Consider the following 21,404-nt stretch of genomic DNA (forward strand, 5'->3'; position numbering starts at 1 on the left):
TCAGGACCCTGCGTAGGTGTGAAGCCCCTGGAAGAACAGGTTCACCACGGTGAAGTTCATGATGAGCGCGGTGAAGCCCGCGATCGCAAGCCACGCGCTGCGTCGCCCGGCCCAGCCCTGCGTGGTGCGCGCGTGCAGGTACGCGGCGTAGAGCACCCAGATGACGAAGGACCAGACCTCCTTGGGGTCCCAGCCCCAGTAGCGCCCCCACGCGTGCTCGGCCCAGATCGCGCCGGCCATCACGGTGAAGGTCCACAGCACGAAGCCGACGGCGTTGAGGCGGAAGGACAGCGCCTCGAGGTTGGCGGCGGGAGGGACGGCCTCGAGCCAGCGGGTGCGGCGGTAGCGTCGCACCAGCGTGTTGTGCCAGCGACGCCAAGCCTGCCGCACGGGGCCGCCCTCGACGAGCAGCTCGCCCTGCTCGCGGTAATCCCGCATCAGCTGCAACGAGGTGGCGATGAACGAGACCGCGAAGATGCCCGTGACGAGCGTCGCGATCGAGACGTGGATCACCAGCCAGTAGCTCTGCAGCGCAGGCGGCAGGGTGTCGACATCCTTGTAGAGCACCGTGAGCGCGAGACCGAGCGAGACCGTGGCGAAGCCGGTGACGCCGGCACCGAGGTACGCGATGTCGCGCTTGCGCTGCACGATGAGGAACACCAGCACCGCGAAGAACGAGCCCGAGATGGTGTACTCGTACATGTTCGACCACGGGACGTGACCCGCGTCGATCCCGCGTGCCGCGAGGCCGACGGCGTGGAGCAGCGCACCCACGAGGGTGGTCGACCGGGCGATGCCGGCGGCCTTGGCGGCCCGCGCACCGGCAGACGGTGCGAGCACGGCCTGCACGGCAGGCGCCTGGGCACCGCCACCGACCGCGACGGCCTCACGGGCCACGGCCTTCGCGGCGACCTTGTCATCCGCCACGCGCGCGAGCCGGATCGCGTAGGCGACCATCGCGATCGCGTACAGGACCGTCGCGCCGCTCAGGGCGGCGACGCTGAGGTCGGTCGGATTCATGACTGCTCCCTCTCCTCCACGCCCGGGGACGGCTCGCGACCAGACGCCGCGGCCAGGGCGCGCTCGAGGACGCCGGCGACGCCCGCATCGTGCGCGGGGGCGTACGCAGCGCCGGTGACCACTGTAGTTCCGCCCTCCGACCGTGCCACCACCCAGACCTTGCGGCGCGACGCGAACAGCGACGTCGCGAGGCCCGCCAGAGTCAGGATCGCCGCGACCAGCAGGTACGGCAGCGACGGGTCGGCGCGCAGGTCGAAGGCGCCGTAGCGCGGCAGCTCCTCGAAGGTCACCGACCCGAGCCCGTCGGGCAGCTCGACCGTCTCGCCGAGCGCGAGGCGTAGCGTGACGGGCTGCCCGTCCTCGTCCTGCACCGGGCTGAGCTGCGACTCGTCGAGGCGGTAGACGTTCTGCGGGACGCCCGCGTCGAGGCCCAGGTCGCCGGTGTAGGCGAGCATCTCGATCACGGGGTTCGCGGGATCTGGGTGCACCGACCCGACCGCGAAAGGCCCCTCGACAAAGCTCGGGTAGAGCGTCGCCTTGAAGCCCAGCTGCTCGCCGGTGGTGACATCGGGCACCTTGATGACGCCGGTCGACGTGTACGCGGCATCCTGCGCGAGGAACACCACGGGCCCCGAGAACGCGATCTCCCCGGCGCTGTCGCGCACCGTGATGACCGGCGCGTAGCCGTTGCCCTGGAGGTAGATCTTGGCGTCGCCGGACTCGAGCGGGTGGTTGACCGAGATGTCGGTCTGCACCGGGTCCTCGCCGGGCTCGGTGAACGTCACGTTCGCCTGGAAGTGCAGCGGGCGGCCGGTGTCGGAGAACGATGCGTCGAGCGAGTCGAGCCGCAGCGTGAACGGGTCGAGGTCGGACGGATCGAAGAGCGCGCCCGAGGAGAACGTGTCGTACGCGACCACCGCGTTGGTGAAGGACCGACCCTCGACCACGATCGCCTGGCCGCGATAGGTGAAGAGCGTGCCGTAGGCGACGGCGAGCAGGACCAGCACCAGCGCCGTGTGGAAGACCAGGTTGCCCAGCTCGCGGACCGCGCCGGTCTCCGCGGCGAGCGCCACCTCGCCACCCTCGCGTCGGTCGAGCCGCACACGGTAGCCCGTGAGCGCGCCTAGGCGACCGGGCCGGGGGCGAAGCTCGGCGCGCGCGGCGGCGAGCGCATCGTCCACCGCCAGCGAGGAGTCCTCCGAGACCGGCGCGTAGCGAGCGAGCGAGCGGGGGGTCGCGGCGATGGGGCGGCGCAGCTCGCGGTAGTGGTGCAACGCGCGCGGCGCGATGCAGCCGATGAGCGACGCGAACAGCAGCACGTAGATGGCGGTGAACCATGCCGAGCCGAAGACGTCGAGGAAGCCCGTCGCGTCGAGGAACGGGCCCCAGAACGGGTTGTCGTCGATGAAGGCACGCGTCGCCGCCGCATCCTGCGGCCACTGCGGCAGCACCGAGCCGGGGATCGACGCGAGCGCGAGGAGCAGGAGCAGGATCAGCGCGACCCGCATCGACGTGACCTGACGCCAGATCCACCGCAGCCAGCCGCGCGGACCCAGCCGAGGGGCGTCCGCGATGACGTAGTTGTCGAGCTTGAGGCGCGCCATCAGACCGCCGTCCAGTAGCCGTCGATCCACCCCTGCAGCTCGAGCGCGAGACGGTCCCACAGGCCCGTCACCAGAAGCACGCCGAGCACGATGAGCAGCGCGCCGCCGACGCGCATGAGCGCGAGCCGGTGGCGCTTGAGCCAGCCCAGCACCTTGCCCGAGCGCTCGAACAGCGCCGCGAGCAGGACGAACGGCAGGCCGAGCCCGACGCAGTACGCGATCGCGAGCGCGACGCCACGGCCCTGGGTCGCCTCGGACAGGCTCAGGGCGTAGACGGCGCCGAGCGTGGGTCCGATGCACGGGGTCCACCCCAACCCGAACGCGACGCCCAGCACGGGCGCGCCCGCGAGGCCGGCGGTGGGGCTCACGTGCATGCGCTTCTCCGCCTGGAGGAACGGCACGGCGCCCATGAAGGCGAAGCCCAGCAGGATGATCACCACGCCCAGCAGGCGCGTGATGAGCGTGAGGTAGGGCGCGAGCGTCGCGCCGAGCGACGAGGCGAGGAAGCCGAACGTCACGAACACCGCGGAGAAGCCGAGCACGAACAGCAGCGCACCCAGGATCAGCTTGGGCTTCGACGCCCTGCCCGTGCCGCCCGTGCCCGCCATGCCGGAGACGTAGCCCAGGTAGCCCGGCACCAGCGGCACCACGCACGGGGATGCGAAGCTCACCAGGCCCGCGAGGACCGCGACGGGGATCGCGAGCGCCATCGACCCCGAAAGGGCGATGCCGGCGAACGATCCGTCGGCGACGAGCGGCGTCACCCCTGCGCTCCGGCGGCCTCGCCGCCGGCCTCCTCGATGAGCGAGCGCAGCGTCGACGGATCCGCGGTGCCGATGATCCGCGCGTGGAGGTTGCCCTCGGTGTCCACCACGAGCGTGGTCGGCACCGCGTTCATGGCGACCACGCCCTGGAGCGCGGCGGTCGCAGCCCCGTCCGAGTCGTCGATGCTCGGGTAGCCGATCCCGAAGGTGCGCTCGAAGGCCTCCGCGGTGGGCGCATCGTCCCTACCGTTGACCCCGACGATCTGGACGTCGTCGCGAGCGTCGAGCTCTGCGAGGTCCGAGGCCTCGGCGCGGCACGGCGGGCACGAGGCGTACCAGGTATTGATGAGCACCACCTGACCGCGGTAGTCCGCGATGTCGACGGCGTCGCCGGCGAAGGAGGTGCCCGCGAGCGCGACCGGGTCGCCCGCGTCGAAGACGGTCACGGTGCCGTCGCCGGACACGTAGCCGGGAGACTCGGCGGCGTCGCCCGGCGCGCATGCGGCGAGCGTGAGCACGATCGCGGCGACCACCGCGACGAGGATGGCGATGCGCGCGGCGGGCTTCACCGCGGCACCTCGATGTGCCCGGCAGGGGTCTCGTAGCCGGCGAAGACGATGCTGTCGCCGTCCACGTCGAACGAGGTCAGGGACGCGAGCGCGCACTCGCGCGAGCGCGGGTCGTGGACGTACGAGCGGCCCTCGGCCGAGCATCGCGCGACCCAGATGGGCAGCTGGTGGCTCACGATCACGGTCGGCGCGTCGGGGCTGGCCGCGGCGGCGTCGATGATCGCGGCGCGCATGCGGGAGGCCTGCTCGACGTAGGGCTCGCCCCACGAGGGCGTCCACGGGTTGCGGACGCGCCACAGGTTCTTGGGCTTGATGAAGTCGATCGGACGCGGGGTGCGCTCGCCCGCGAAGATGTTGTCGGCCTCGATCACGCGCTCGTCGGTGGCGATGTCGAGCCCGAAGGCGGCCGCGATGGGCGCGGCGGTCTGCTGCGCGCGCAGGAGCGGGGAGGCCACCACGCGCCCGATGCCCGCGTCGACCGCGACCAGGTGGCCGGCGACGGCCTGCGCCATCGCCTGCCCGGTGTCGGACAGGCGGAACTCCGGGAGGCGGCCGTACAGGATCCCGTCGGGATTGTGGACATGGCCGTGGCGAAGGACGTGCACGCGGGACATGGGTCCTATTGTCACCCGTCTACGCGAGCGCCTTGCGCACGCGCTCTGGGTCGATGCGCCAGAAGCCGACCACCTCATCGTCCACGGTCACCACGGGGATCTCGTCTCCGTAGCGCGCCCGGAGCTCCGGGTCGCCGTCGATGTCGATCTCGTCGAAGCCCTCGCCGGCGGCGCCGCAGACCTCGACGAGCACCGCGCGGGCGTCGTCGCAGAGGTGACAGCCCACGCGGCTGTAGAGGACTGCTCGGGAGCGCATCGCCCAAGGATAGGCGGCCGGTGACGTCGACAGGCTCAGGAGCCGAGCAGCGCGGGGCCCTCGGTACAGTTGAGCGGTGACCTCCGATGCCGCTCGACCCGGGACGCGCGTGGCCGCGTTCTTCGACGTCGACAACACGGTGATCAAGGGCGCGAGCTCGTTCCATATCGCGCGCGGTCTCTGGCAGCGCGACTACTTCACCCTGCGGGACATCGTGAAGTTCGCGTACGAGCAGACCGCCTACGTCCTGTTCGGCGAGTCCCATGAGCAGATGGACCGCCTGCGCCAGCACGGACTGACTATCGTCAAGGGCTGGTCCGTCGCGGAGATGACCGCGGTGGCCGAGGAGGTCTACGACGAGCTCCTCGCGAGCCGCGTCTACCCCGGCACCAAGGCGATCATCGACGAGCACCTCGAAGCCGGGCACGAGGTCTGGTTCGTCACGGCCTCCCCCATCGAGGTGGGCCGCATGGTCGCGCGCCGCATCGGCGCGACGGGCGCGCTGGGCACCGTGCCCGAGCACGAGGGCGGCCACTACACCGGCCGCCTGGTGGGCGAGTTCCTCCACGGCCCCCACAAGGCCGATGCGGTGCGCACGCTCGCGGCGGAACGCGGGCTCGACCTCGAGGCGAGCTACGCGTACGGCGACTCGGTCAACGACGCCGCGATGCTCGCCACTGTGGGCCACCCGTGCGCGATCAACCCGGACCCCAAGATGCGCCGGCTCGCGACCAAGCGCGGGTGGGCGATGCGGGAGTTCCGCAAGCGCCGCAAGAGCGGCCGCCGCGGCATCGTGAAGTCCTCCATCACCGGCGCCGCGTGGATCACCATCCAGGTCTCGCGCGGCCTCAAGGGCGCCGCACGCGGGCTCTTCCGGCTGCCGCGACGGGCCTCGTCGCCCGAGCAGCCGCACACGGACGAGGCCCGCGAGCTCTAGCCGCTCCGCCCGCCGGCCCCGCCCCGGGCCCCCGGCCCCCGGCCCCCGGCTCCCGCCTCCCGGCCCCACCGAAAGTGGTAGCCCTTGGTCGGTTCCCGGAGGTTCTCGCCTCACAGTGGTACCTGACAGTCGCGTCCAGGACGGGCCCGACAATCAGCCACCACTGCGAGGTGGCGATGTCCAGCAGCCGACACTGACCTACCACTTCCGTGGATGGGTCTGGACAGCAGAACGCCCGCCCCGCCGGGTGGCGGGACGGGCGTCCGAAGCGCGAGGCGCTTACTTCTTGTTGCGGCGCTGGTGGCGCGTCTTGCGAAGCAGCTTGCGGTGCTTCTTCTTCGACATACGCTTGCGGCGCTTCTTGATGATGGAACCCACGGGACCTACCTCATTCGATAAAAAACGTGCGGAGCGTGCTCACGCACGCCGGCGTCCAGGCCGCGCTGGACGCGACAGACGATCCCCTAGCCTACCGTGCCGGTAGCCCTGCCGTCATCTTCGGTGAGGTACCCTCCCGCAAGCGCGGCCTGCTCCATGAACTGCTCGACCGCCTGCTGCGGGACGCGGAAGGACCGGCCGAAGCGCACCGCGGGCAGCTCGCCGTTGTGGATCCACCGGTACACCGTCATGCGCGAGACCCGGACCAGCTCCGCGACCTCCGCAACCGTGAGGAAGGTGGTGCGCGCGTTCTCAGCCATGTCGTCTCGTCCCTCTCGAAGCATCCAGCGCATCTATCGGCCGGACGCACTCATAACTGTAGGGGCTGATGTGACAGTTGTGAAGTGTGGGAGACGCGCCGATGATGGGGGTGGGGCTAGGCTCACGCGCGGGGCCGCAAGCAGGGCGGACGCGCCCCGAGGTGAGGAGATCGATGGCAAGCCTGCGCGAGGCGCGTGATGCGTTCGGCGAGTGGGTCGACCGCGTCGCGCTCGAGTCGCCGGCCCGCCTCACCCTCGGCGCCTTCGCGCTCACCATCCTCATCTTCACGGGGCTCCTGTCGCTGCCGTGGGCCACCACCGAGGGCCACCGCGCCCCGTTCATCGACGCGCTCTTCACCGCGACCTCGGCCGTGTGCGTGACCGGCCTCACCACCGTCGACACCGGCACCTTCTGGTCGCCCCTCGGCCTCGCCATCATCGGCCTCGGGATCAAGGCCGGCGGCCTCGGGATCATGACGCTGGCGTCGCTCGCCGGCCTTGCCGTGTCACGCCGCCTGGGCCTCACCCAGCGCATCCTCGCCGCGGGCGAGTCCCGCGCCTCCGGCCTTGGCGACCTCGCGTCGCTGCTGCGCACCGTCATCGTCGTCTCGACCACCGTGGAGCTGGTCATCGCGGCGATCCTCATCCCGCGCTTCCTCACGCTCGACTACGGCTGGCCCAAGTCGCTGGGCTACTCGCTGTTCTACGGGGTATCCGCGTTCAACAACGCGGGCTTCTCCCCCGATCCCGTGGGCCTGTACCCGTATGCCGGCGACCTATGGATGCTGGTGCCCATCGCGATGGGCGTCTTCATCGGCGCGCTCGGCTACCCCGTGTACCTCAACCTGCTGCGCGAGCGGAACCCGAGGAAGTGGTCGCTCCACACCAAGCTCACGCTCGTCACGGTCACGGTGCTGGCCTTCATCTCCGCATCGTTCCTCGCGGTGTTCGAGTGGACCAACCCGGACACGCTCGGCGACCACTCCTCCGGCAAGACCATCGGCAACATCTTCTTCCAGTCGATCAACCAGCGCTCGGGCGGCTTCGCGTCCTTCGACATCGGGCTCGCGCGCGAGCAGACGTGGCTGCTCGAGGACGTCCTGATGTTCGTCGGCGGCGGATCCGGGTCGACGGCGGGCGGCATCCGCGTCACCACGCTGGCCGTGCTGGTGCTGGCCGCGTGGGCCGAGGCGCGCGGTCGCCGCGACATCGAGGCGTTCGGCAAGCGCATCGGCACCGAGGTGCTGCGCGTCGCGGTATCCATCACGCTCATGGGCCTCATGGTGGTCATCATCGCGACCGGCATCTTCATGTGGCAGACCGACATCGCCCTCGACCGTGCGCTCTACGAGGTGGTCTCCGCGTACGCGACATGCGGCCTTTCGACCGGCATCACCGGCTCCATCGACGGCGATGCGAAGATGACCTTGATCATCACGATGTACCTGGGACGCGTGGGCTCGCTCACGCTCGCCTCGGCGCTCATGCTCAACCGGCAGCGCCGCGTGATCCGGTACCCGTCAGAAAGGCCGATCATTGGCTAGCAACGACTCGACCGCCGCCGGCGTCATCGTCTTCGGGCTGGGACGCTTCGGTTCCGCGATCGCGGACACGCTCGACAACATGGACGTCGAGGTGCTCGGCGTCGAGCGCGATCCCGCCGTGGTCGAGCGCTGGTCCAAGCGCATCCCCTGCGTCGAGGCCGACGGCACGGATCCGCGCGCGATGGAGCAGATCGGCGCGCAGGACTTCTCCGCGGCCGTCGTGGGCGTCGGCACGTCGCTCGAGGCGTCGGTGCTCATCACCGGCAACCTGGTCGACATCGGCGTCAAGGAGATCTGGGCCAAGGCGACGTCCGTCGAGCACAAGCGCATCCTCGAGCGCATCGGCGCCCACCACGTGGTGCTGCCCGAGGCCGAGGCCGGCGCACGCATCGCCCACTCCGTCGGCGGCAACATGCTCGACTACATCGAGATCGAGGACGGCTTCACCATCGTGAAGATGTCCGCCCCCAAGGAGACCCACCACTTCACGCTCGAGAAGCTGGACCTGCAGGGCTCCTACGGCGTCCACGTCATCGGCGTGAAGCGCGCGGGTGAGGAGTTCGAGTACGCCCGCCCGGACACGGTCGTGGGTCCCGAGGACCTGCTGGTGGTCGCGGGCGAGGGCGAGCTGCTCGAGCGCTTCTCGCAGCGGCCGTAGGGACGATGCGCGCCGGACCGGCGCGTCCGGCCGTCAGCCTTCGAGGACGCCGCGGGTGATCGAGTCGCCCGAGTGCGTCGGGTCGCCGTCGGCCGGCTCGATCGAGATGTCGACGATGGGGAAGCTCGCGACGTCGTAGCCCGGCGGGATCTCGAACTCCCCGTGGTCGCCGGTGAGGAAGCCCACCGACACCATCCCGACCACCTCGGGGTCGATCAGCCACACCTCGAGAGAGCCCGCCTGCGTCGCGACGTAGGTCGTGTCGACCACGAGCACCTCGGAGCCGTCGTCCCGCTGCTCGACGCGGGCGGTGCCCGCTGGGGCCTCGGTCGCGAGGTCCGCGAGGGAGGCCTGCGCGACGAGCACCTCGCTTGGAGCGCCATCGCGGGCGAGCAGCGAGACCCCGAACGCACCGATCGCGACGCCGGCGGCCGCCGCTGCCCCGACCACCCACGGGCGGAACATGTGGTCCGGCTCGCGACGACGCCGCACGCCACGCGCGGACGTGAGCGGCACCGTCCTCGCTGGCGCCGCATCGTCCCCGGCAGCCACCTCGGCCTCGATCGCGGACCAGAGAGCGTCCGGCGCCGCGACGAGGGGCGACGAGGACCCCGCGTCCACCAGCGTCGCCTGGAGCGCACGGAGCGCGTCGACCTCGCGGGCGCAGCGTTCGCACGCCGCGACGTGAGCCGCGTCGGAGGCATCGACCGGATCGCCGAGCGCGATCGCGGCCAGGGTCGCATCGTCACAGTGACGCATCGGCGGCCTCCAATCCTCGTCGCAACGCCACCAGGGAACGCCTCAGGTGGCTCTTGACCGTACCGAGCGGCATCCGCAGCTCGGTCGCGATCTGTTCATGGGTGCGCCCCTCGAAGAACGCGAGCTTCACGATGGTCGACCGCGGCGGCCCGAGGTTCTCGACCTCGCCTCGCACCACGATGCGGTCGGCCTCGTGCGCGAGCGGGTCCGCCGTGGACTCCTCGACGGCCTGGCGCGCCGCGTCGAGGCGGCGGCGGTCCCGCGTGCGCGAGGCGAGCGCGTCGGCGATCACGCGACGCGCGATCCCGACCACCCAGCCGCGCGCCGAGCCGCGGTCGGGATCGAAGCCGGTCCGCGACCTCCACGCCGCGACGTAGATCTGCTGGGTGACGTCCTCGGCCTCGGCCCGGTCGCCGAGCGCGCGCAGAGCCAGGGTGAAGACGAGCGACGAGGACTCCCGGTACAGGCGCTCGAGCGATCCGTCGGCCCCTGCGGCGAACTCGTGGTCGAGCGAGCGGTCGTCGGACGCGCCCTCAGGCTCGACCGCCTCCGCCACCATCGCCGCCCTCACGCTCACCGGGGATCATCCTCGGGGTAGGCCCAGACGAGGACGTTGTCCTCGTAATGTCGCACGTCGGCATCCCAACGTCCACCACACGTCACCAGCACGAGGGCCCTCTCGGCGGCCCCGAACGCCACCGAGAGGTCGACCTCGCGCTTGGACGTCTGCTCGACGCGGTCGACCAGGTAGACGACCGTTCGCCCGTCGTCGAGGCCCACCAGGACGCGGTCGCCGGGGCGCGCCTCGCGCAGGGCTGCGAAGGGGCCCAACCCGACCACGCCATCGTCCACGTGGGCCGCCAGCACGGCGTTCCCGTCCCCGCGCGGACCGCCGCCGGGGTTCCCCGCCGCGCGGAACCATCCGGCCGTCTCCGCGCTGTCCGGGAGCTCCATGCCGCCTTCAGCGTCGAGCCCGACGCCGACCACCGGCATGTCGATACCGAGCCGCTCGACCACGAGCCGCGCCGGCGCGGAGCGCCGCGCCACCACGCGCGCGTCGGCGCGCTGCACCGCCACCGGGCCGACGATGACGGGTGCCGTCACGGCCGCGACCGTGTCGGGCGATGACGCCGAGCCGGGGGTCGGCACCGTGGGCACCGCCGTCCGACCCTCGGCCGGGGCACACGCGGCGAGCAGGGCGGCGAGCACCGCCGCGGTCCCGATGCGGGGGACGCATCCCGTTCGCATGGCGAGCCTCCTGTCGGACAAGGTCGGAGCGGGGCGCGAGGGGGAGCCGCGCCCCGCTCCGGGAGTGGACGTCAGCGGCGGACCAGCACGGCCCGGGTCGCGAACCCGCCTGCGATCAGCACGAGTCCTGCGGCCACCACGACGCCCACCGGGACGCCCGCATCGTCCGCGGCGAGGCCCTGGGTGCCGGCGCTCACCGCGCCGGGCATGTCCGCGTGCGTCGCGACCGTCTGCGCGGCGACCGCAAGGCTGCCGCCCTCGGCCGAGCCCCACGCGTACACGATGGTGTTGACCGCCTCCTCGATGGCCACGTCGGTGGGCCCGAGCACAGGGTCGGTCTCACCCGCGAGGGAGACCGCAGCCTCGTAGGTCCCCACCGGCAGGTCCGCCATGACCTCGTCGGGGTTGGCGAGGCTCTCGAAGACCACGTCGCCGTCGGCCCACACGTCGACCGCGGGGGCGGCTGCGACATGGCGCACCGTCAGGCGGCCCTCGCCCGAGGCGGGCGCGGTGAGGTCGTTGGTGAAGAGCGTCGCCGTCGGGTCGCCTGCCTCGTCGAGGTGCGCCACGGCGGTGTAGCTCATCCCCTCCTCGAGGGGCAGGTCGACGGGTCCGAGCACGGGGTCGGAGTCGTCGGCCGCATCGGCGGCGGTGATCGCGACGGAGTAGGTGCCGGGATCGAGGTCCAGCGGACCCGCGAGGTCGCCCGGCGCGAAGTCGTCGAGCGTGAGGGCGCCGTCCACGTAGACGTCGACGGTGAGGTCCGGGACGCCGTGGAGCACCGAGAGCTCGGCCTTCCCGTCGTCGACGGCGAGCGCCGGAGCAGCGGTACCCGCTGCGAGCAGCGTGCCGGCGGCGATGCCGGCGAGGATCGAGGTGCGCATGTCCATCTCCTTCCATCCGGGCGGCCGCCGGGGTGCGACGCGCCTCTGTCCGGTACTTCCGGGGAAGGGCCGCGCTTGGATGCACCCGCCGGTTGATTTCGCTGTGAGCGAACTGCTCACCCGACACTTCCAACGGAGTTCGGCGCGACACGCCGTGCCAGGGGGACGATGCGCGGCGACACGCCGGCGAACCAGGACAAGGTCCGTTGCGGCTGTCGGAGGGCGGCGGGGGGACGGGGAACGTTCAGTCGAGGTCGCCGGCGGCGATCACGTCGCCGGTGCGTGCCGGGTCCCCGTCCCAGGGCTCGCGGCTGATCTCGATCCGGGCACCCACCGCGCTCGGAAGCCCGGCGGGGAGCGCCACCTCGTGGTGCGCAGAGGTGACCTGACCGAGCGAGACGGGCGGCACCTCGCCGCTGACGAGCCACGCCTCGAGGTACGCATCGGGATACTCGCGGTACACGCCGTCGATGACCAGCACCTGGTCGCCGTCGGAGGTCTCCTCGATCCAGACCTGACCGGCATCGGCACCGGAGCGCGGGTCCTCGAGCGTCGCGGAGGCGATCGCGGCTCGGTCGTCCTGCATGAACGCCTGCCCGAGCGCGACCGCGAGCGCGACCAGCAGGCTCGAGGCGACGATCGCGACACCCATCACCATGGTGCGGCGGCGCTGGGCGCGTGCCGCATCGTCCCTCGCCTGGGCTCGCCAGTCGACCTCGACCGGTGCGCCCGCATCGACGGCGTCGCGGACCTCGTCCCACAGGCCGTCGCGCGGAGGGACCACCGCGCCCGTGACGCGCATGCGCGTCACCGCGCCGACCAGGTCGTTGAGAGAGCGCCAGGCCGTCTTGCACTCGCGGCACTGCGCGATGTGCTCGCGCCCTCCGTCCGCGATGCGGATCCCGAGCGCGCGCGACGCGAGCGACTCGACGGGCACGTGGCCCTCCCCGGGCCTCGGGCCCGTCCAGAGCGCGAGCAACGAGTCGCGCAGGAGCACCTCGAGATCGTCCTCGGGCATCTCGAGGCAGCGCGCGAGCTCGAACCGCGGCTCGCCCTCGACCAGCGCGCGCTGGAGCACGATGCGACGGTCCTCCTCGAGCCCGTCGAGAGCCGCGGCGATGAGGATGCGGTCCGCCTCGGCGAGCACCGCGGAGGCGTCGGTGACGGCCTCCCCGTCCGTGGGCGCATCGTCCAGGGCCACGAGCTTGGCGCGCACGCGCCGCTCGAGGTCGCCCGTGATCCGGTCCGCGGCCTCGTGCAGGAGCTCGCGCGAGTCGAGCGCGCCGGACGCGGCGGCGGACGCGAAGACGCGGCGGACGATGTCCTCGGCCTCCTCGACGGAGCCGAGCGAGCGCAGCGCGAGGGTGTGAACCAGCGCGCCGGACTCCCGGTACGCGTCCTCGACCTCAGGCTCACACATGCGCAACCCCCTGTTCCACGGCAGTGTGCCACGCACCTCCCGGGACCCGACACCCCCACCGGCATAGCGAGGGCGCCGCGGCAACCGCGGCGCCCTCAGCCTCGACCTTCACCGGTTCAGACCGTCGCGACGACCTCCACCACGGAGCCCGGCGCGGCGTACGGGACGAGCGACCCCTCAACGGCCTCTCCGTCCACGGTGAGCGACGCGCCCTTGCCACCCGAGTTGGTCACCTTGATGACGTAGGTCGCGCCGCGGATCACGCGGCGGACCGTGTACTCGGAGACCTCGGCGCCGATGCACGGGTCGACCACCAGGCCGTCGTAGTCGGCGCGCACGCCCAGCAGGTACTGGGAGACGGTCACGAAGTTCCACGACGCGGTGCCCGTGAGCCACGAGTTCTTGGCCTCGCCGTGACGGATCGCGTCCTTGCCGGCGATCATCTGCGCGTAGACGTAGGGCTCGAGGCGGTGCACCTCGGAGATCTCCTCGCGGTACGCGGGCGTGATGCGCTTGTAGTGGTCCCACGCCTGCTCGGAGCGGCCCACCACGGTCTCCGCGATGATGACCCACGGGTTGTTGTGGCAGAAGATGCCCGCGTTCTCCTTGTAGCCCGGCGGGTAGGACGTGACCTCGCCCAGCTCGACGTGATACTCGGTGTAGGCCGGGTTGAGCAGCACGATGCCGTGGTCGGTACCCAGGCGCTCCTCGACCGCATCGAGGGCCTTGGCCGCGAGGCCCTCCTCGACGCCGATGCCGCCCATGATGCAGAAGCCCTGCGGCTCGATCCAGATCTGGCCCTCGGGGTTCTCGGCGGAGCCGACCTTGTTGCCGAAGTAGTCGTAGGCGCGCAGGAACCACTCGCCGTCCCAGCCGTGCTCGATGACGGCGGCCTTCATCTCCTCGATGGCCTTCTCCGCGCGGTCCGCCTCGGCATCGTCCCCACGACGGCGCGCGAGCGCCGCATAGTCCGGCCCGATCGCCGCGAACATGCCGGCGATGAAGATCGACTCCGCGACGCCGCCGGTGCGGTTGCCGGTGGTCTGGAAGGACTCGCCGGGCTCGGTGGAGAAGCAGTTGAGGTTGAGGCAGTCGTTCCAGTCGGCGCGGCCGATGAGCGGGAGACCGTGCGGGCCGCGGTTGTTGAGCGGGTGGTCGAACGAGCGCTTGAGGTGCTCCATGAGGGAGGCGGCCTTGGACTCGTCGTTGTCGAACGGCACCGCCTCGTCGAGGATCGCGAAGTCGCCGGTCTCCTTGATGTAGGCGGCGACGCCGAGGATCAGCCACAGCGGGTCGTCGTTGAAGCCCGAGCCCAGCGTGTGGTTCCCGCGCTTGGTGAGCGGCTGGTACTGGTGGTACGCGCTGCCGTCCTCGAACTGCGTCGAGGCGATGTCGATGATGCGCTCACGGGCGCGCTCGGGGACCAGGTGGACGAAGCCGAGCAGGTCCTGCGACGAGTCGCGGAAGCCCATGCCGCGGCCCATGCCGGTCTCGAAGAACGAGGCCGAGCGGGACATGTTGTAGGTCACCATGCACTGGTACTGGTTCCAGATGTTGACCATGCGGTCGAGCTTCTCGTGGCCCGACTCGACGGTGTACGAGCCCAGCAGGCCGTCCCAGTAGGCGTTGAGCTTCTCGAACTCGGCGAGCGTCTGCTCATCGGTGGCGAACCTCTCGAGCAGCTCGCGCGCGCCGTCCTTGCGGATGACGCCGGGCGCCTCCCACTTGTCGTCGCGCGGGTTCTCGAGGTAGCCGAGCACGAACGTGAAGGCCTTGGACTCGCCGGGCTCGAGGCTGACCTCGAGCTGGTGCGAGGCGATGGGGTACCAGCCGGAGGCGACGGAGTTGCCGGCCTTGCCCGCGTGCGGGACGGCGGCCTCGTCGAAGCCGTTGCCGAAGCCGAGGAAGGTGTCGCGGTCGGTGTCGAAGCCCGCGATCTCCGCGTTCACGCCGTAGACGGCGTAGTGGTCGCGACGCTCGCGGTACTCGGTCTTGTGATAGATCGCGCCGTCGACCACCTCGACCTCGCCGATCGAGAGGTTGCGCTGGTAGTTGGTCTGGTCGTCCTCGGCGTTCCAGAGGTTGAACTCGAGGAAGCTGAAGAGCGAGAAGCTCTTGGGGGCGCCCGAGGTGTTGGTCAGCTCGACGCGGTGGATCTCCGCGTTGACGTCGACGGGGACGAAGAGCAGGACGCTCGCCTCGAGGCCGTTGCGGGAGCCGGTGATGCGCGTGTAGCCCATGCCGTGGCGGGTCTCGAACGAGTCGAGCTCGGTCTTGTAGGGACGGAAGCCGGGGCTCCACACGTCGCCGCCATCGTTGATGGAGAAGTAGCGGCCGCCGTCGTCCACCGGCACGTTGTTGTAGCGGTAGCGCGTGAGGCGGCGCAGCTTCGCGTCGCGGTAGAACGAGTAGCCGCCGCCGGTGTGCGACACCAGCCCGAAGAAGTCCTGGGCACCCAGGTAGTTGATCCACGGGTACGGCGTGTGGGGCGTCGTGATGACGTACTCGCGCGCTTCGTCGTCGAAGTGGCCGAACTGCATGGGTGGTGCCTTTCGTCTGGCTGCGTTGCCGTGAGAGCGCTCTCTCGGGCGTGTTGCCCCCACTGTAATCGAAACGATTCGTGCGTTGCGACCCCTGAAAGTCCCGGGGTCGCGAGGGCGGCTCACCGGAACGCGCCAAGAGGTCTCCGATCGCGCTGGGAGGTGCTCGGTGCCCGAATCTGCCGGATTCGGGCACTGAGCACCTCCCCCGACGCCCGGCGGCAGGTCCGTCTTGCTCGCGAGCGCCGCGCCGACCCCATCGCTCCTGGTGCCCGAGGTCCCCGACCGCTAGATTCGCGGCATGCCCTGCCCACCGACGCCGCGCCCGAGGCGCGGACGCGCGGACCGCACGGCGCATCGTCCCTGGCCAGATCGGGGCGCGAGCGCGCCCGCGCTACCTACGGAAGGCGAGTGACATGGGCCTCGAGACCGTGACCGTCGGATACATGCTGCTGGGACTGGGAGGCCTCGCGCTGGTCTTCGCGATCATCTCCGCGGTGGTCGGCGACATCTTCGACGTCGCGCTCGACATCCTCCCCGACGGCGCCCTGAGCTCGACCACCACAGCGGCCACCGTCGCCGGCTTCGGTTTTGCGGGCGCGGCGGCGACCTTCGGGATGGACGACCCGAGCCTGGGCGTGGTCATCGCGATCGGCCTCGCGGGCGCGGTGGCCGGCTGGCTCCTCGCCTTCGGCGCGCACCGCGTGTTCATGAGCCAGCAGCAGGAGGACGGCGCGACGGATCTGAACGCCATGGTGGGCCGCATCGTCACCGTCATCGAGGCGCCGCCGGCGCCGGGCGGGCTGGGCACCGCGCTGGTGCCGTTCCTGGGTCAGAACCGCCGCATGAGCTTCCGCTCCGACGAGCCGCTGAAGGCGGGCGACGACGTGGTCGTCGACGCCGTTCTCGCGAGCAACCAGATCAAGGTCTCCCGGCACTCCGCCTAGGGACCTCGTACACACAAGGGGGCAGTACATGTTCAACCTCGACGGCAGCGCGATCACCCTGATCGCCATCGCCGCCAGCGTGGTGGCCGCGATCGTGGTGGTGTGGGCCATCGCGTCGCGCTACAAGGTCTCGGACCCGGACGAGGCGTTCGTGGTCTCGGGCTCGAAGTCGAAGACCCAGGTACCCATCCGCAAGGCCGACGGCACCGTCGCCTACGAGACGCGCCCCGTGCCGTCAAAGGTGGTCCTGGGCGGTGGCGGCGTCTTCGTGGTGCCGTTCACGCAGCGCTACAACAAGGTGTCGCTCGAGACCCGCCAGATCGCGTGGCGGGTCCAGGACTCCCCCTCGAACCAGAACATCCTGGTCAACCTCGAGGGCGTCGCGAACGTGAAGATCGGCGGCGACGAGGCCTCGGTCCGCGCCGCGATCGAGCGCTTCAACGTGAACCCCCTCAACATCGAGGCGTTCGTCCAGCAGAACATCGAGGGCGACATGCGCGCCATCGTGGGCACCATGTCCGTCGAGGACATCAACTCCGACCGCGAGACGCTCAAGGACCGCGTCATGAAGGTCACCGGCGAGGCGTGCTCCGAGTGGGGCCTGGTGCTCGAGGGGCTGAACATCCAGTCCGTCACCACGCCGTCCGGCTACATCCAGGACCTGGGACGTCGTCAGGCCGCCATCGCGCGCCGCGATGCGGAGATCGCCGAGGCCGAGGCCCGCCGCGAATCCGAGCAGAAGCGCGCCGCCGCCGAGCAGCAGATCGCCGAGGCGAACCGCACGCTCGCGCTCCGCATGGCCGAGATCCAGCAGGACACCGACACCGCCGAGGCGAACGCCAAGGCCGCCGGCCCCATCGCCGAGGCGCAGCGCAACGTCGAGATCTACGAGCAGGAGCGCCTGGCCGAGGCCAAGCGTGCCGAGGTCACCGAGATGCGCCTCGAGTCGGAGGTTCGCAAGCCCGCGGACGCCGGCGCGTACGCGATGAAGGTCGAGGCCGAGGCCGCACGTGAGGCCGCGATCTCCAAGGCCAAGGGCGCCGCCGAGGCGACCCGCCAGGCCGGTGAGTCCGAGGCTGCCGCGAACCAGGCGCGCGGTCTGTCCGACGCCGCCGTGTTCGAGGCGCGAGGCAAGGCCGAGGCCGCGGCCGACGAGGCACGCGGTTCCGCCGCGGCCCGCGTGGTCGAGGCCCAGGGTCTGGCCGAGGCCTCCTCCGTCAAGGCGAAGGGTGAGGCCGAGGCCTCCGCGATCGCCGCGAAGGGCAAGGCCGAGGCCGAGGGCATCGAGGCCAAGAAGACGGCCTACGAGAACATGCCGCAGGTCGGCATCCTCGAGATCGCGCTCGACGGCATGCCCGCGATCGTGGGCGAGATGGGCAAGGCCATGGCCTCGATCGACAGCCTCACGGTCGTGTCGACCGAGGGCGCCTCGGCGGTCACGCGCCAGGCGGCCAACCTGTTCACCGAGACCGAGGAGGTCATGACCTCCGTCACCGGCTTCGGCATCAGCGACCTCATCAAGGGCGCCGTGGGCGGCGCGGCCGCCGGACGGGCCGCCGTCGAGGCGGGGCACGATGCACGGGGTCAGGCCGATCCTGACCTCCCGGGCGTCACGCACGTCTGAGCAGCAGCTCGCAGCGACGGCCCCCGCGGATCCTCCCGCGGGGGCCGTCGCACGTTTCCGGCGCGACGGCGCCTGACCCTGGTGCGCGCGCATCGTCCCCGCTACGTTGCCGTCATGCGCTATCTGCCGTTCCTGCTGTACATCGCGATGACGGTGTACGCGCTCGCGGACATCGTCCAGCAGCCCTCGGACAACCCGCGGAACCTGCCCAAGGCCGTGTGGATCCTCATCGTGCTGCTGGTGCCGTGGGTCGGGTCGGGTGCGTGGATCCTGCTCAAGCTGCTCGGCGGCCCCGGGCAGCGGCAGATGCCTCCGGCGCCGCTCGCGCCGGACGACGACCCCGCCTACCGCGTGTGGCTCAACGAGCAGGAGCGCCGCCGGCGCGGCCAGTTCGGCGGCTGAACGCAGGTCTCGCCTGCGCCCTGCGAGGTGCTGAGTGCTCGCATCCGCGCGATTCGAGCACTCAGCACCTCGCAGGACGTCGGGGCGGGCGCTAGGTTGGGCACCATGCTTCTCTCGGACAGGGACATCCGCGCTGAGATCGCTTCGGGCAGGGTCGCTCTCGACCCCTGGGACCCCGAGATGGTCCAGCCCTCCTCGATCGATGTGCGCCTCGACCGCTTCTTCCGCGTGTTCGACAACCACAAGTACGCCGCGATCGACCCGGCGGCGGAGCAGCCCGAGCTCACGCGCCTGGTGGACATCGCCGACGGGCCGTTCGTGCTGCACCCGGGCGAGTTCGTGCTCGGGTCCACCTATGAGTCGGTGACGCTGCCGGACGACATCGCCGCGCGTCTCGAGGGCAAGTCCTCGCTGGGCCGCCTGGGTCTGCTCACGCACTCGACCGCGGGCTTCATCGATCCCGGCTTCGAGGGCAACGTCACGCTCGAGCTGTCGAACACCGCGACGCTGCCCATCAACCTGTGGCCGGGCATGAAGATCGGCCAGCTGTGCTTCTTCCGCCTGTCCTCCCCCGCGGAGCACCCGTACGGCTCGGAGCGGTACGGCTCGCGCTACCGCGGCCAGCGCGGCCCCACCGCGTCGCTCAGCTGGAAGAGCTTCCACCGCATCGACGTGTAGCGCGGCGCGTCAGGTCACGATGCGGTCACGAACGGCCTGATCCGCACGGCCCGGCGTCATCACGGCGACCGCGTTCCCTCTCACCACAGAACAGCGTGGCACTCCATGCCACACGTCTGAGGGGGAATGCATGACCACCGAGAACACGACCTCACCGGCCGCGGGTTGGTACCCGGACCCGAGCGATGCCTCGCGCCGGCGGTGGTGGGACGGCGCCGCGTGGACCGAGCAGGTCGCTCCCGCCGAGGCCGAGCCGTTCGCAACCCCCGGGACCGACCCGTTCGCGCAGCCCGAGCCCGCGCGCCGCAACCTGGGGAAGATCATCGGAAGCGCTGTCGCGGCGCTGGTGGTGGGCTACCTGGTCTACTCGGGCGTGGTCGCCGCGATCGAGGGTGCGACCGGCAGCGGTGACGCGGGAGCGGCGACCGGGTCCGAGGGCGGCCAGACGCTCGAGGCGCCGGTCTCGACGACCTGGACGGCGATGCCCATCCTGGACGGAGGCGGCAGCGTGGCGTACGACCCGTCGTGGCAGGACATCTCCGATGTCATCGGCGCCGACCTGATCGAGTCTCAGGCGGCGGACCAGATGGGCGGCGAGCTCTTCGTGGACGGTGCGTGGCTGGTCTCGGGCGACCTGGTGAACGGCGGCGTCTCGGCCGTGGCCATCAGCGTGCCCGACGTCGGCGGACCCAGTTCCGCCCGGCTCGAGGCTCTGGCCTTCGTGTCGAACGCGACGGCAGGCGTGGAGGACGTCGAGATCACGGCGCAGCGCGCTGTCACGACCACACGTGGGCTCGGCGGCTACATCATCGAGTTCGGCTTCCCCATGTACGGACTTCAGATCCAGAACACCGTCGGAGTCATCGTCGACGGCCGCAGCCAGGTGCTCATCTACACGAACGGAAGCGACACCCTGGGATCGGGTGTCGACACTCTCGAGTCGCTGCTGAACTCGGTCGAGGTCGGCTGACGGCGACCTGCGGTGCGCGCGCTATCCTGGCCGGACACGACAGGGGAGCGCTTCCCGGGGACAACCCGGGGCCAGGGCGCTGAGAGTGCGGAACGCCGCAGACCCTCGAACCTGATCCGGCTCGCACCGGCGTAGGGAGTCGAGTCTCGTCCCCTCCTATTCCGGGAGGAAAACATGCGCGTCACGCGCACCGCGGCCGTCACGGCCGCAGCCATCTCCACGTTGACCCTCGCGGCCTGCTCCACGGCCGCAGACCCCGAGGCCTCGTCCAGCGGGGACGATGCCGCGACGGCCGCGCCGACCACCGCATCGTCCGCCGACGTCGGCGGCACCGTCCGGCTGGTCACGCACGACAGCTTCGCGGTGCCGGACGATGTGCTGGCCGCCTTCGAGGCCGAGTCCGGCATCGACGTCGAGCTGGTGCAGCCCGGCGACGCGGGCACGCTGGTCAACCAGCTGGTGCTGACCAAGGACGCCCCGCTGGGCGACGTGGTCTACGGCATCGACAACACGTTCGCGTCGCGTGCGGTCGACAACGGCGTGCTCGCGCCGTACGCGGCCACCGCCCCCGCGGCCGCCGATGCCGCCGCCTACGCCGTCCCCGGCGCGGAGGACCTCCTCACCGCGGTCGACTACTCGGACGTGTGCCTCAACTACGACCTCGCGGCCTTCCCGGACGGCGCCCCGACGCTCGAGGAGCTCACCGACTCCGCGTACTCCGGCATGGTCTCGGTCACCAACCCCGCGACCTCCTCCCCCGGGCTCGCGTTCATGCTCGCGACCGAGGCGGCGCTGGGCGACGGCTGGCTCGACTGGTGGGAGGCGATGCGGGCGAACGACGTCCGCGTCACGGCATCGTGGTCCGACACCTACTACACGGACTTCTCGGCGCCCAACTACGGCGGCGACTACCCCATCGTGCTCAGCTACGCCTCCTCCCCGCCCTACGAGGTGATCGACGGCGAGCCCACCACCGCCGCCATGCTCGACACCTGCTTCCGCCAGGTCGAGTACGCGGGTGTCCTCGAGGGTGCGGAGAACCCCGCGGGCGCGCAGGCCGTGGTCGACTGGCTGCTCTCCGACGCCTTCCAGGAGACGCTTCCGGAGTACATGTACGTCTACCCCGTGTCCTCCTCTGCCGAGGTGCCCGCCGACTGGGCGGAGTTCGCGCCCCTCGCGACCGACCCGTACACCGTCGACCCGGCGGACATCGACGCGCACCGCGATGAGTGGATCGCCGACTGGACCGCCACGGTCCTCGACTGATC

At 71.0% G+C, this 21,404-nt stretch carries 23 protein-coding genes and 1 riboswitch; of the genes, 9 read left to right on the forward strand and 14 right to left on the reverse strand.

What is annotated here, in order from left to right; genetic code table 11:
* The 6 genes from ccsB to AOM00_RS15400 are packed head-to-tail and all read right to left on the reverse strand — an operon-like array spanning position 1 to position 4,827.
* Positions 1-1,020, reverse strand: coding sequence for a c-type cytochrome biogenesis protein CcsB (gene ccsB, locus AOM00_RS06560; RefSeq protein ID WP_062517026.1), 1,020 nt, complete (start codon positions 1,018-1,020; stop codon positions 1-3).
* On the reverse strand, positions 1,017-2,624 hold the full coding sequence (gene resB, locus AOM00_RS06565; protein WP_062517027.1) for a cytochrome c biogenesis protein ResB: 1,608 nt from the start codon (positions 2,622-2,624) through the stop codon (positions 1,017-1,019). Before resB ends, ccsB begins: the two co-directional genes overlap by 4 nt.
* Positions 2,624-3,388, reverse strand: coding sequence for a cytochrome c biogenesis CcdA family protein (locus AOM00_RS06570; protein WP_369345421.1), 765 nt, complete (start codon positions 3,386-3,388; stop codon positions 2,624-2,626). The genes resB and AOM00_RS06570 overlap by 1 nt, the downstream gene beginning before the upstream one ends.
* Positions 3,385-3,957, reverse strand: coding sequence for a TlpA family protein disulfide reductase (locus AOM00_RS06575; RefSeq protein ID WP_176564444.1), 573 nt, complete (start codon positions 3,955-3,957; stop codon positions 3,385-3,387). Before AOM00_RS06575 ends, AOM00_RS06570 begins: the two co-directional genes overlap by 4 nt.
* Positions 3,954-4,571, reverse strand: coding sequence for a histidine phosphatase family protein (locus AOM00_RS06580; RefSeq protein ID WP_062517028.1), 618 nt, complete (start codon positions 4,569-4,571; stop codon positions 3,954-3,956). Before AOM00_RS06580 ends, AOM00_RS06575 begins: the two co-directional genes overlap by 4 nt.
* Before the next feature lie 19 nt (positions 4,572-4,590).
* Positions 4,591-4,827 carry a glutaredoxin family protein gene (locus tag AOM00_RS15400; protein ID WP_062517029.1) on the reverse strand — a complete coding sequence of 79 codons (237 nt, stop codon included), beginning with the start codon at positions 4,825-4,827 and terminating at the stop codon, positions 4,591-4,593.
* Between the two features lie 76 nt (positions 4,828-4,903).
* Between AOM00_RS15400 and AOM00_RS06590 the strand changes: the two genes are divergently transcribed.
* On the forward strand, positions 4,904-5,764 hold the full coding sequence (locus AOM00_RS06590) for an HAD family hydrolase (RefSeq protein ID WP_062517030.1): 861 nt from the start codon (positions 4,904-4,906) through the stop codon (positions 5,762-5,764).
* A 279-nt stretch (positions 5,765-6,043) separates the two neighbouring features.
* Here AOM00_RS06590 and AOM00_RS15195 read toward each other — a convergent pair whose 3' ends face one another.
* On the reverse strand, positions 6,044-6,142 hold the full coding sequence (locus AOM00_RS15195) for a 30S ribosomal protein bS22 (protein WP_074789180.1): 99 nt from the start codon (positions 6,140-6,142) through the stop codon (positions 6,044-6,046).
* A gap of 86 nt (positions 6,143-6,228) precedes the next feature.
* Complete coding sequence (locus tag AOM00_RS06595) at positions 6,229-6,462, reverse strand: helix-turn-helix domain-containing protein (RefSeq protein ID WP_062517031.1); 234 nt, start codon at positions 6,460-6,462, stop codon at positions 6,229-6,231.
* Between the two features lie 173 nt (positions 6,463-6,635).
* On the opposite strand from AOM00_RS06595, the gene AOM00_RS06600 reads away from it, so the two are divergent.
* Both AOM00_RS06600 and AOM00_RS06605 read left to right on the forward strand, forming a co-directional pair.
* Positions 6,636-8,006: a TrkH family potassium uptake protein gene (locus AOM00_RS06600; RefSeq protein ID WP_062517032.1), complete on the forward strand. Its 1,371-nt coding sequence runs from the start codon at positions 6,636-6,638 to the stop codon at positions 8,004-8,006.
* The gene (locus AOM00_RS06605) at positions 7,999-8,664 is read left to right on the forward strand and encodes a potassium channel family protein (protein ID WP_062302949.1); all 666 of its coding nucleotides are present in this window, start codon (positions 7,999-8,001) and stop codon (positions 8,662-8,664) included. Before AOM00_RS06600 ends, AOM00_RS06605 begins: the two co-directional genes overlap by 8 nt.
* A gap of 33 nt (positions 8,665-8,697) precedes the next feature.
* Here AOM00_RS06605 and AOM00_RS06610 read toward each other — a convergent pair whose 3' ends face one another.
* From AOM00_RS06610 to AOM00_RS06635, 6 genes are all read right to left on the reverse strand, one after another.
* Positions 8,698-9,423 carry an anti-sigma factor domain-containing protein gene (locus AOM00_RS06610; protein ID WP_062517033.1) on the reverse strand — a complete coding sequence of 242 codons (726 nt, stop codon included), beginning with the start codon at positions 9,421-9,423 and terminating at the stop codon, positions 8,698-8,700.
* Positions 9,410-10,000: an RNA polymerase sigma factor gene (locus tag AOM00_RS06615; protein ID WP_228373429.1), complete on the reverse strand. Its 591-nt coding sequence runs from the start codon at positions 9,998-10,000 to the stop codon at positions 9,410-9,412. Before AOM00_RS06615 ends, AOM00_RS06610 begins: the two co-directional genes overlap by 14 nt.
* On the reverse strand, positions 9,997-10,671 hold the full coding sequence (locus AOM00_RS06620) for a class F sortase (protein ID WP_062517035.1): 675 nt from the start codon (positions 10,669-10,671) through the stop codon (positions 9,997-9,999). The genes AOM00_RS06615 and AOM00_RS06620 overlap by 4 nt, the downstream gene beginning before the upstream one ends.
* A gap of 71 nt (positions 10,672-10,742) precedes the next feature.
* A complete protein-coding gene (locus AOM00_RS06625; protein WP_062517036.1) occupies positions 10,743-11,555 on the reverse strand; it encodes a DUF4397 domain-containing protein in 813 nt (270 codons plus the stop codon).
* A 244-nt stretch (positions 11,556-11,799) separates the two neighbouring features.
* Positions 11,800-12,975, reverse strand: coding sequence for an anti-sigma factor domain-containing protein (locus AOM00_RS06630; RefSeq protein ID WP_062517037.1), 1,176 nt, complete (start codon positions 12,973-12,975; stop codon positions 11,800-11,802).
* A 116-nt stretch (positions 12,976-13,091) separates the two neighbouring features.
* Positions 13,092-15,515 (reverse strand): glycoside hydrolase family 94 protein, encoded by a 2,424-nt coding sequence (locus AOM00_RS06635; protein WP_062517038.1) that lies wholly within the window; start codon positions 15,513-15,515, stop codon positions 13,092-13,094.
* 416 nt (positions 15,516-15,931) lie between these two features.
* Between AOM00_RS06635 and AOM00_RS06640 the strand changes: the two genes are divergently transcribed.
* The 6 genes from AOM00_RS06640 (at position 15,932) to AOM00_RS06665 (ending at position 21,402) form a co-directional block, all read left to right on the forward strand.
* Positions 15,932-16,462 (forward strand): hypothetical protein, encoded by a 531-nt coding sequence (locus AOM00_RS06640; RefSeq protein ID WP_062517039.1) that lies wholly within the window; start codon positions 15,932-15,934, stop codon positions 16,460-16,462.
* A gap of 28 nt (positions 16,463-16,490) precedes the next feature.
* Positions 16,491-18,086 carry an SPFH domain-containing protein gene (locus AOM00_RS06645; protein ID WP_062517040.1) on the forward strand — a complete coding sequence of 532 codons (1,596 nt, stop codon included), beginning with the start codon at positions 16,491-16,493 and terminating at the stop codon, positions 18,084-18,086.
* A gap of 114 nt (positions 18,087-18,200) precedes the next feature.
* Positions 18,201-18,488 (forward strand): PLD nuclease N-terminal domain-containing protein, encoded by a 288-nt coding sequence (locus tag AOM00_RS06650; RefSeq protein ID WP_062517041.1) that lies wholly within the window; start codon positions 18,201-18,203, stop codon positions 18,486-18,488.
* Positions 18,489-18,593: 105 nt separating this feature from the next.
* The gene (dcd, locus tag AOM00_RS06655) at positions 18,594-19,166 is read left to right on the forward strand and encodes a dCTP deaminase (RefSeq protein ID WP_062517042.1); all 573 of its coding nucleotides are present in this window, start codon (positions 18,594-18,596) and stop codon (positions 19,164-19,166) included.
* Positions 19,167-19,296: 130 nt separating this feature from the next.
* Positions 19,297-20,136: a DUF2510 domain-containing protein gene (locus AOM00_RS15695; protein ID WP_062517043.1), complete on the forward strand. Its 840-nt coding sequence runs from the start codon at positions 19,297-19,299 to the stop codon at positions 20,134-20,136.
* A 31-nt stretch (positions 20,137-20,167) separates the two neighbouring features.
* Positions 20,168-20,291: riboswitch (TPP riboswitch) on the forward strand.
* 19 nt (positions 20,292-20,310) lie between these two features.
* On the forward strand, positions 20,311-21,402 hold the full coding sequence (locus AOM00_RS06665) for a thiamine ABC transporter substrate-binding protein (protein ID WP_062517044.1): 1,092 nt from the start codon (positions 20,311-20,313) through the stop codon (positions 21,400-21,402).
* Positions 21,403-21,404: the final 2 nt, after the last annotated feature.

The sequence above is a fragment of the Demequina gelatinilytica genome, assembly GCF_000971115.1.
In the GTDB taxonomy this organism is placed as follows: Bacteria; Actinomycetota; Actinomycetes; order Actinomycetales; family Demequinaceae; genus Demequina; species Demequina gelatinilytica.

Bases quoted from the DNA above. Each gene is read 5' to 3' on its own strand.
- AOM00_RS06640 (WP_062517039.1), top strand. From the start codon at position 15,932: ATGGGCCTCGAGACCGTGACCGTCGGATACATGCTGCTGGGACTGGGA.
- AOM00_RS06635 (WP_062517038.1), bottom strand. From the start codon at position 15,515: ATGCAGTTCGGCCACTTCGACGACGAAGCGCGCGAGTACGTCATCACG.
- AOM00_RS06665 (WP_062517044.1), top strand. From the start codon at position 20,311: ATGCGCGTCACGCGCACCGCGGCCGTCACGGCCGCAGCCATCTCCACG.
- AOM00_RS15695 (WP_062517043.1), top strand. From the start codon at position 19,297: ATGACCACCGAGAACACGACCTCACCGGCCGCGGGTTGGTACCCGGAC.
- dcd (WP_062517042.1), top strand. From the start codon at position 18,594: ATGCTTCTCTCGGACAGGGACATCCGCGCTGAGATCGCTTCGGGCAGG.
- AOM00_RS15400 (WP_062517029.1), bottom strand. From the start codon at position 4,827: ATGCGCTCCCGAGCAGTCCTCTACAGCCGCGTGGGCTGTCACCTCTGC.
- ccsB (WP_062517026.1), bottom strand. From the start codon at position 1,020: ATGAATCCGACCGACCTCAGCGTCGCCGCCCTGAGCGGCGCGACGGTC.
- AOM00_RS06580 (WP_062517028.1), bottom strand. From the start codon at position 4,571: ATGTCCCGCGTGCACGTCCTTCGCCACGGCCATGTCCACAATCCCGAC.
- AOM00_RS06620 (WP_062517035.1), bottom strand. From the start codon at position 10,671: ATGCGAACGGGATGCGTCCCCCGCATCGGGACCGCGGCGGTGCTCGCC.
- resB (WP_062517027.1), bottom strand. From the start codon at position 2,624: ATGGCGCGCCTCAAGCTCGACAACTACGTCATCGCGGACGCCCCTCGG.
- AOM00_RS06650 (WP_062517041.1), top strand. From the start codon at position 18,201: ATGCGCTATCTGCCGTTCCTGCTGTACATCGCGATGACGGTGTACGCG.
- AOM00_RS06630 (WP_062517037.1), bottom strand. From the start codon at position 12,975: ATGTGTGAGCCTGAGGTCGAGGACGCGTACCGGGAGTCCGGCGCGCTG.
- AOM00_RS06595 (WP_062517031.1), bottom strand. From the start codon at position 6,462: ATGGCTGAGAACGCGCGCACCACCTTCCTCACGGTTGCGGAGGTCGCG.
- AOM00_RS06645 (WP_062517040.1), top strand. From the start codon at position 16,491: ATGTTCAACCTCGACGGCAGCGCGATCACCCTGATCGCCATCGCCGCC.
- AOM00_RS06610 (WP_062517033.1), bottom strand. From the start codon at position 9,423: ATGCGTCACTGTGACGATGCGACCCTGGCCGCGATCGCGCTCGGCGAT.
- AOM00_RS06625 (WP_062517036.1), bottom strand. From the start codon at position 11,555: ATGCGCACCTCGATCCTCGCCGGCATCGCCGCCGGCACGCTGCTCGCA.
- AOM00_RS06600 (WP_062517032.1), top strand. From the start codon at position 6,636: ATGGCAAGCCTGCGCGAGGCGCGTGATGCGTTCGGCGAGTGGGTCGAC.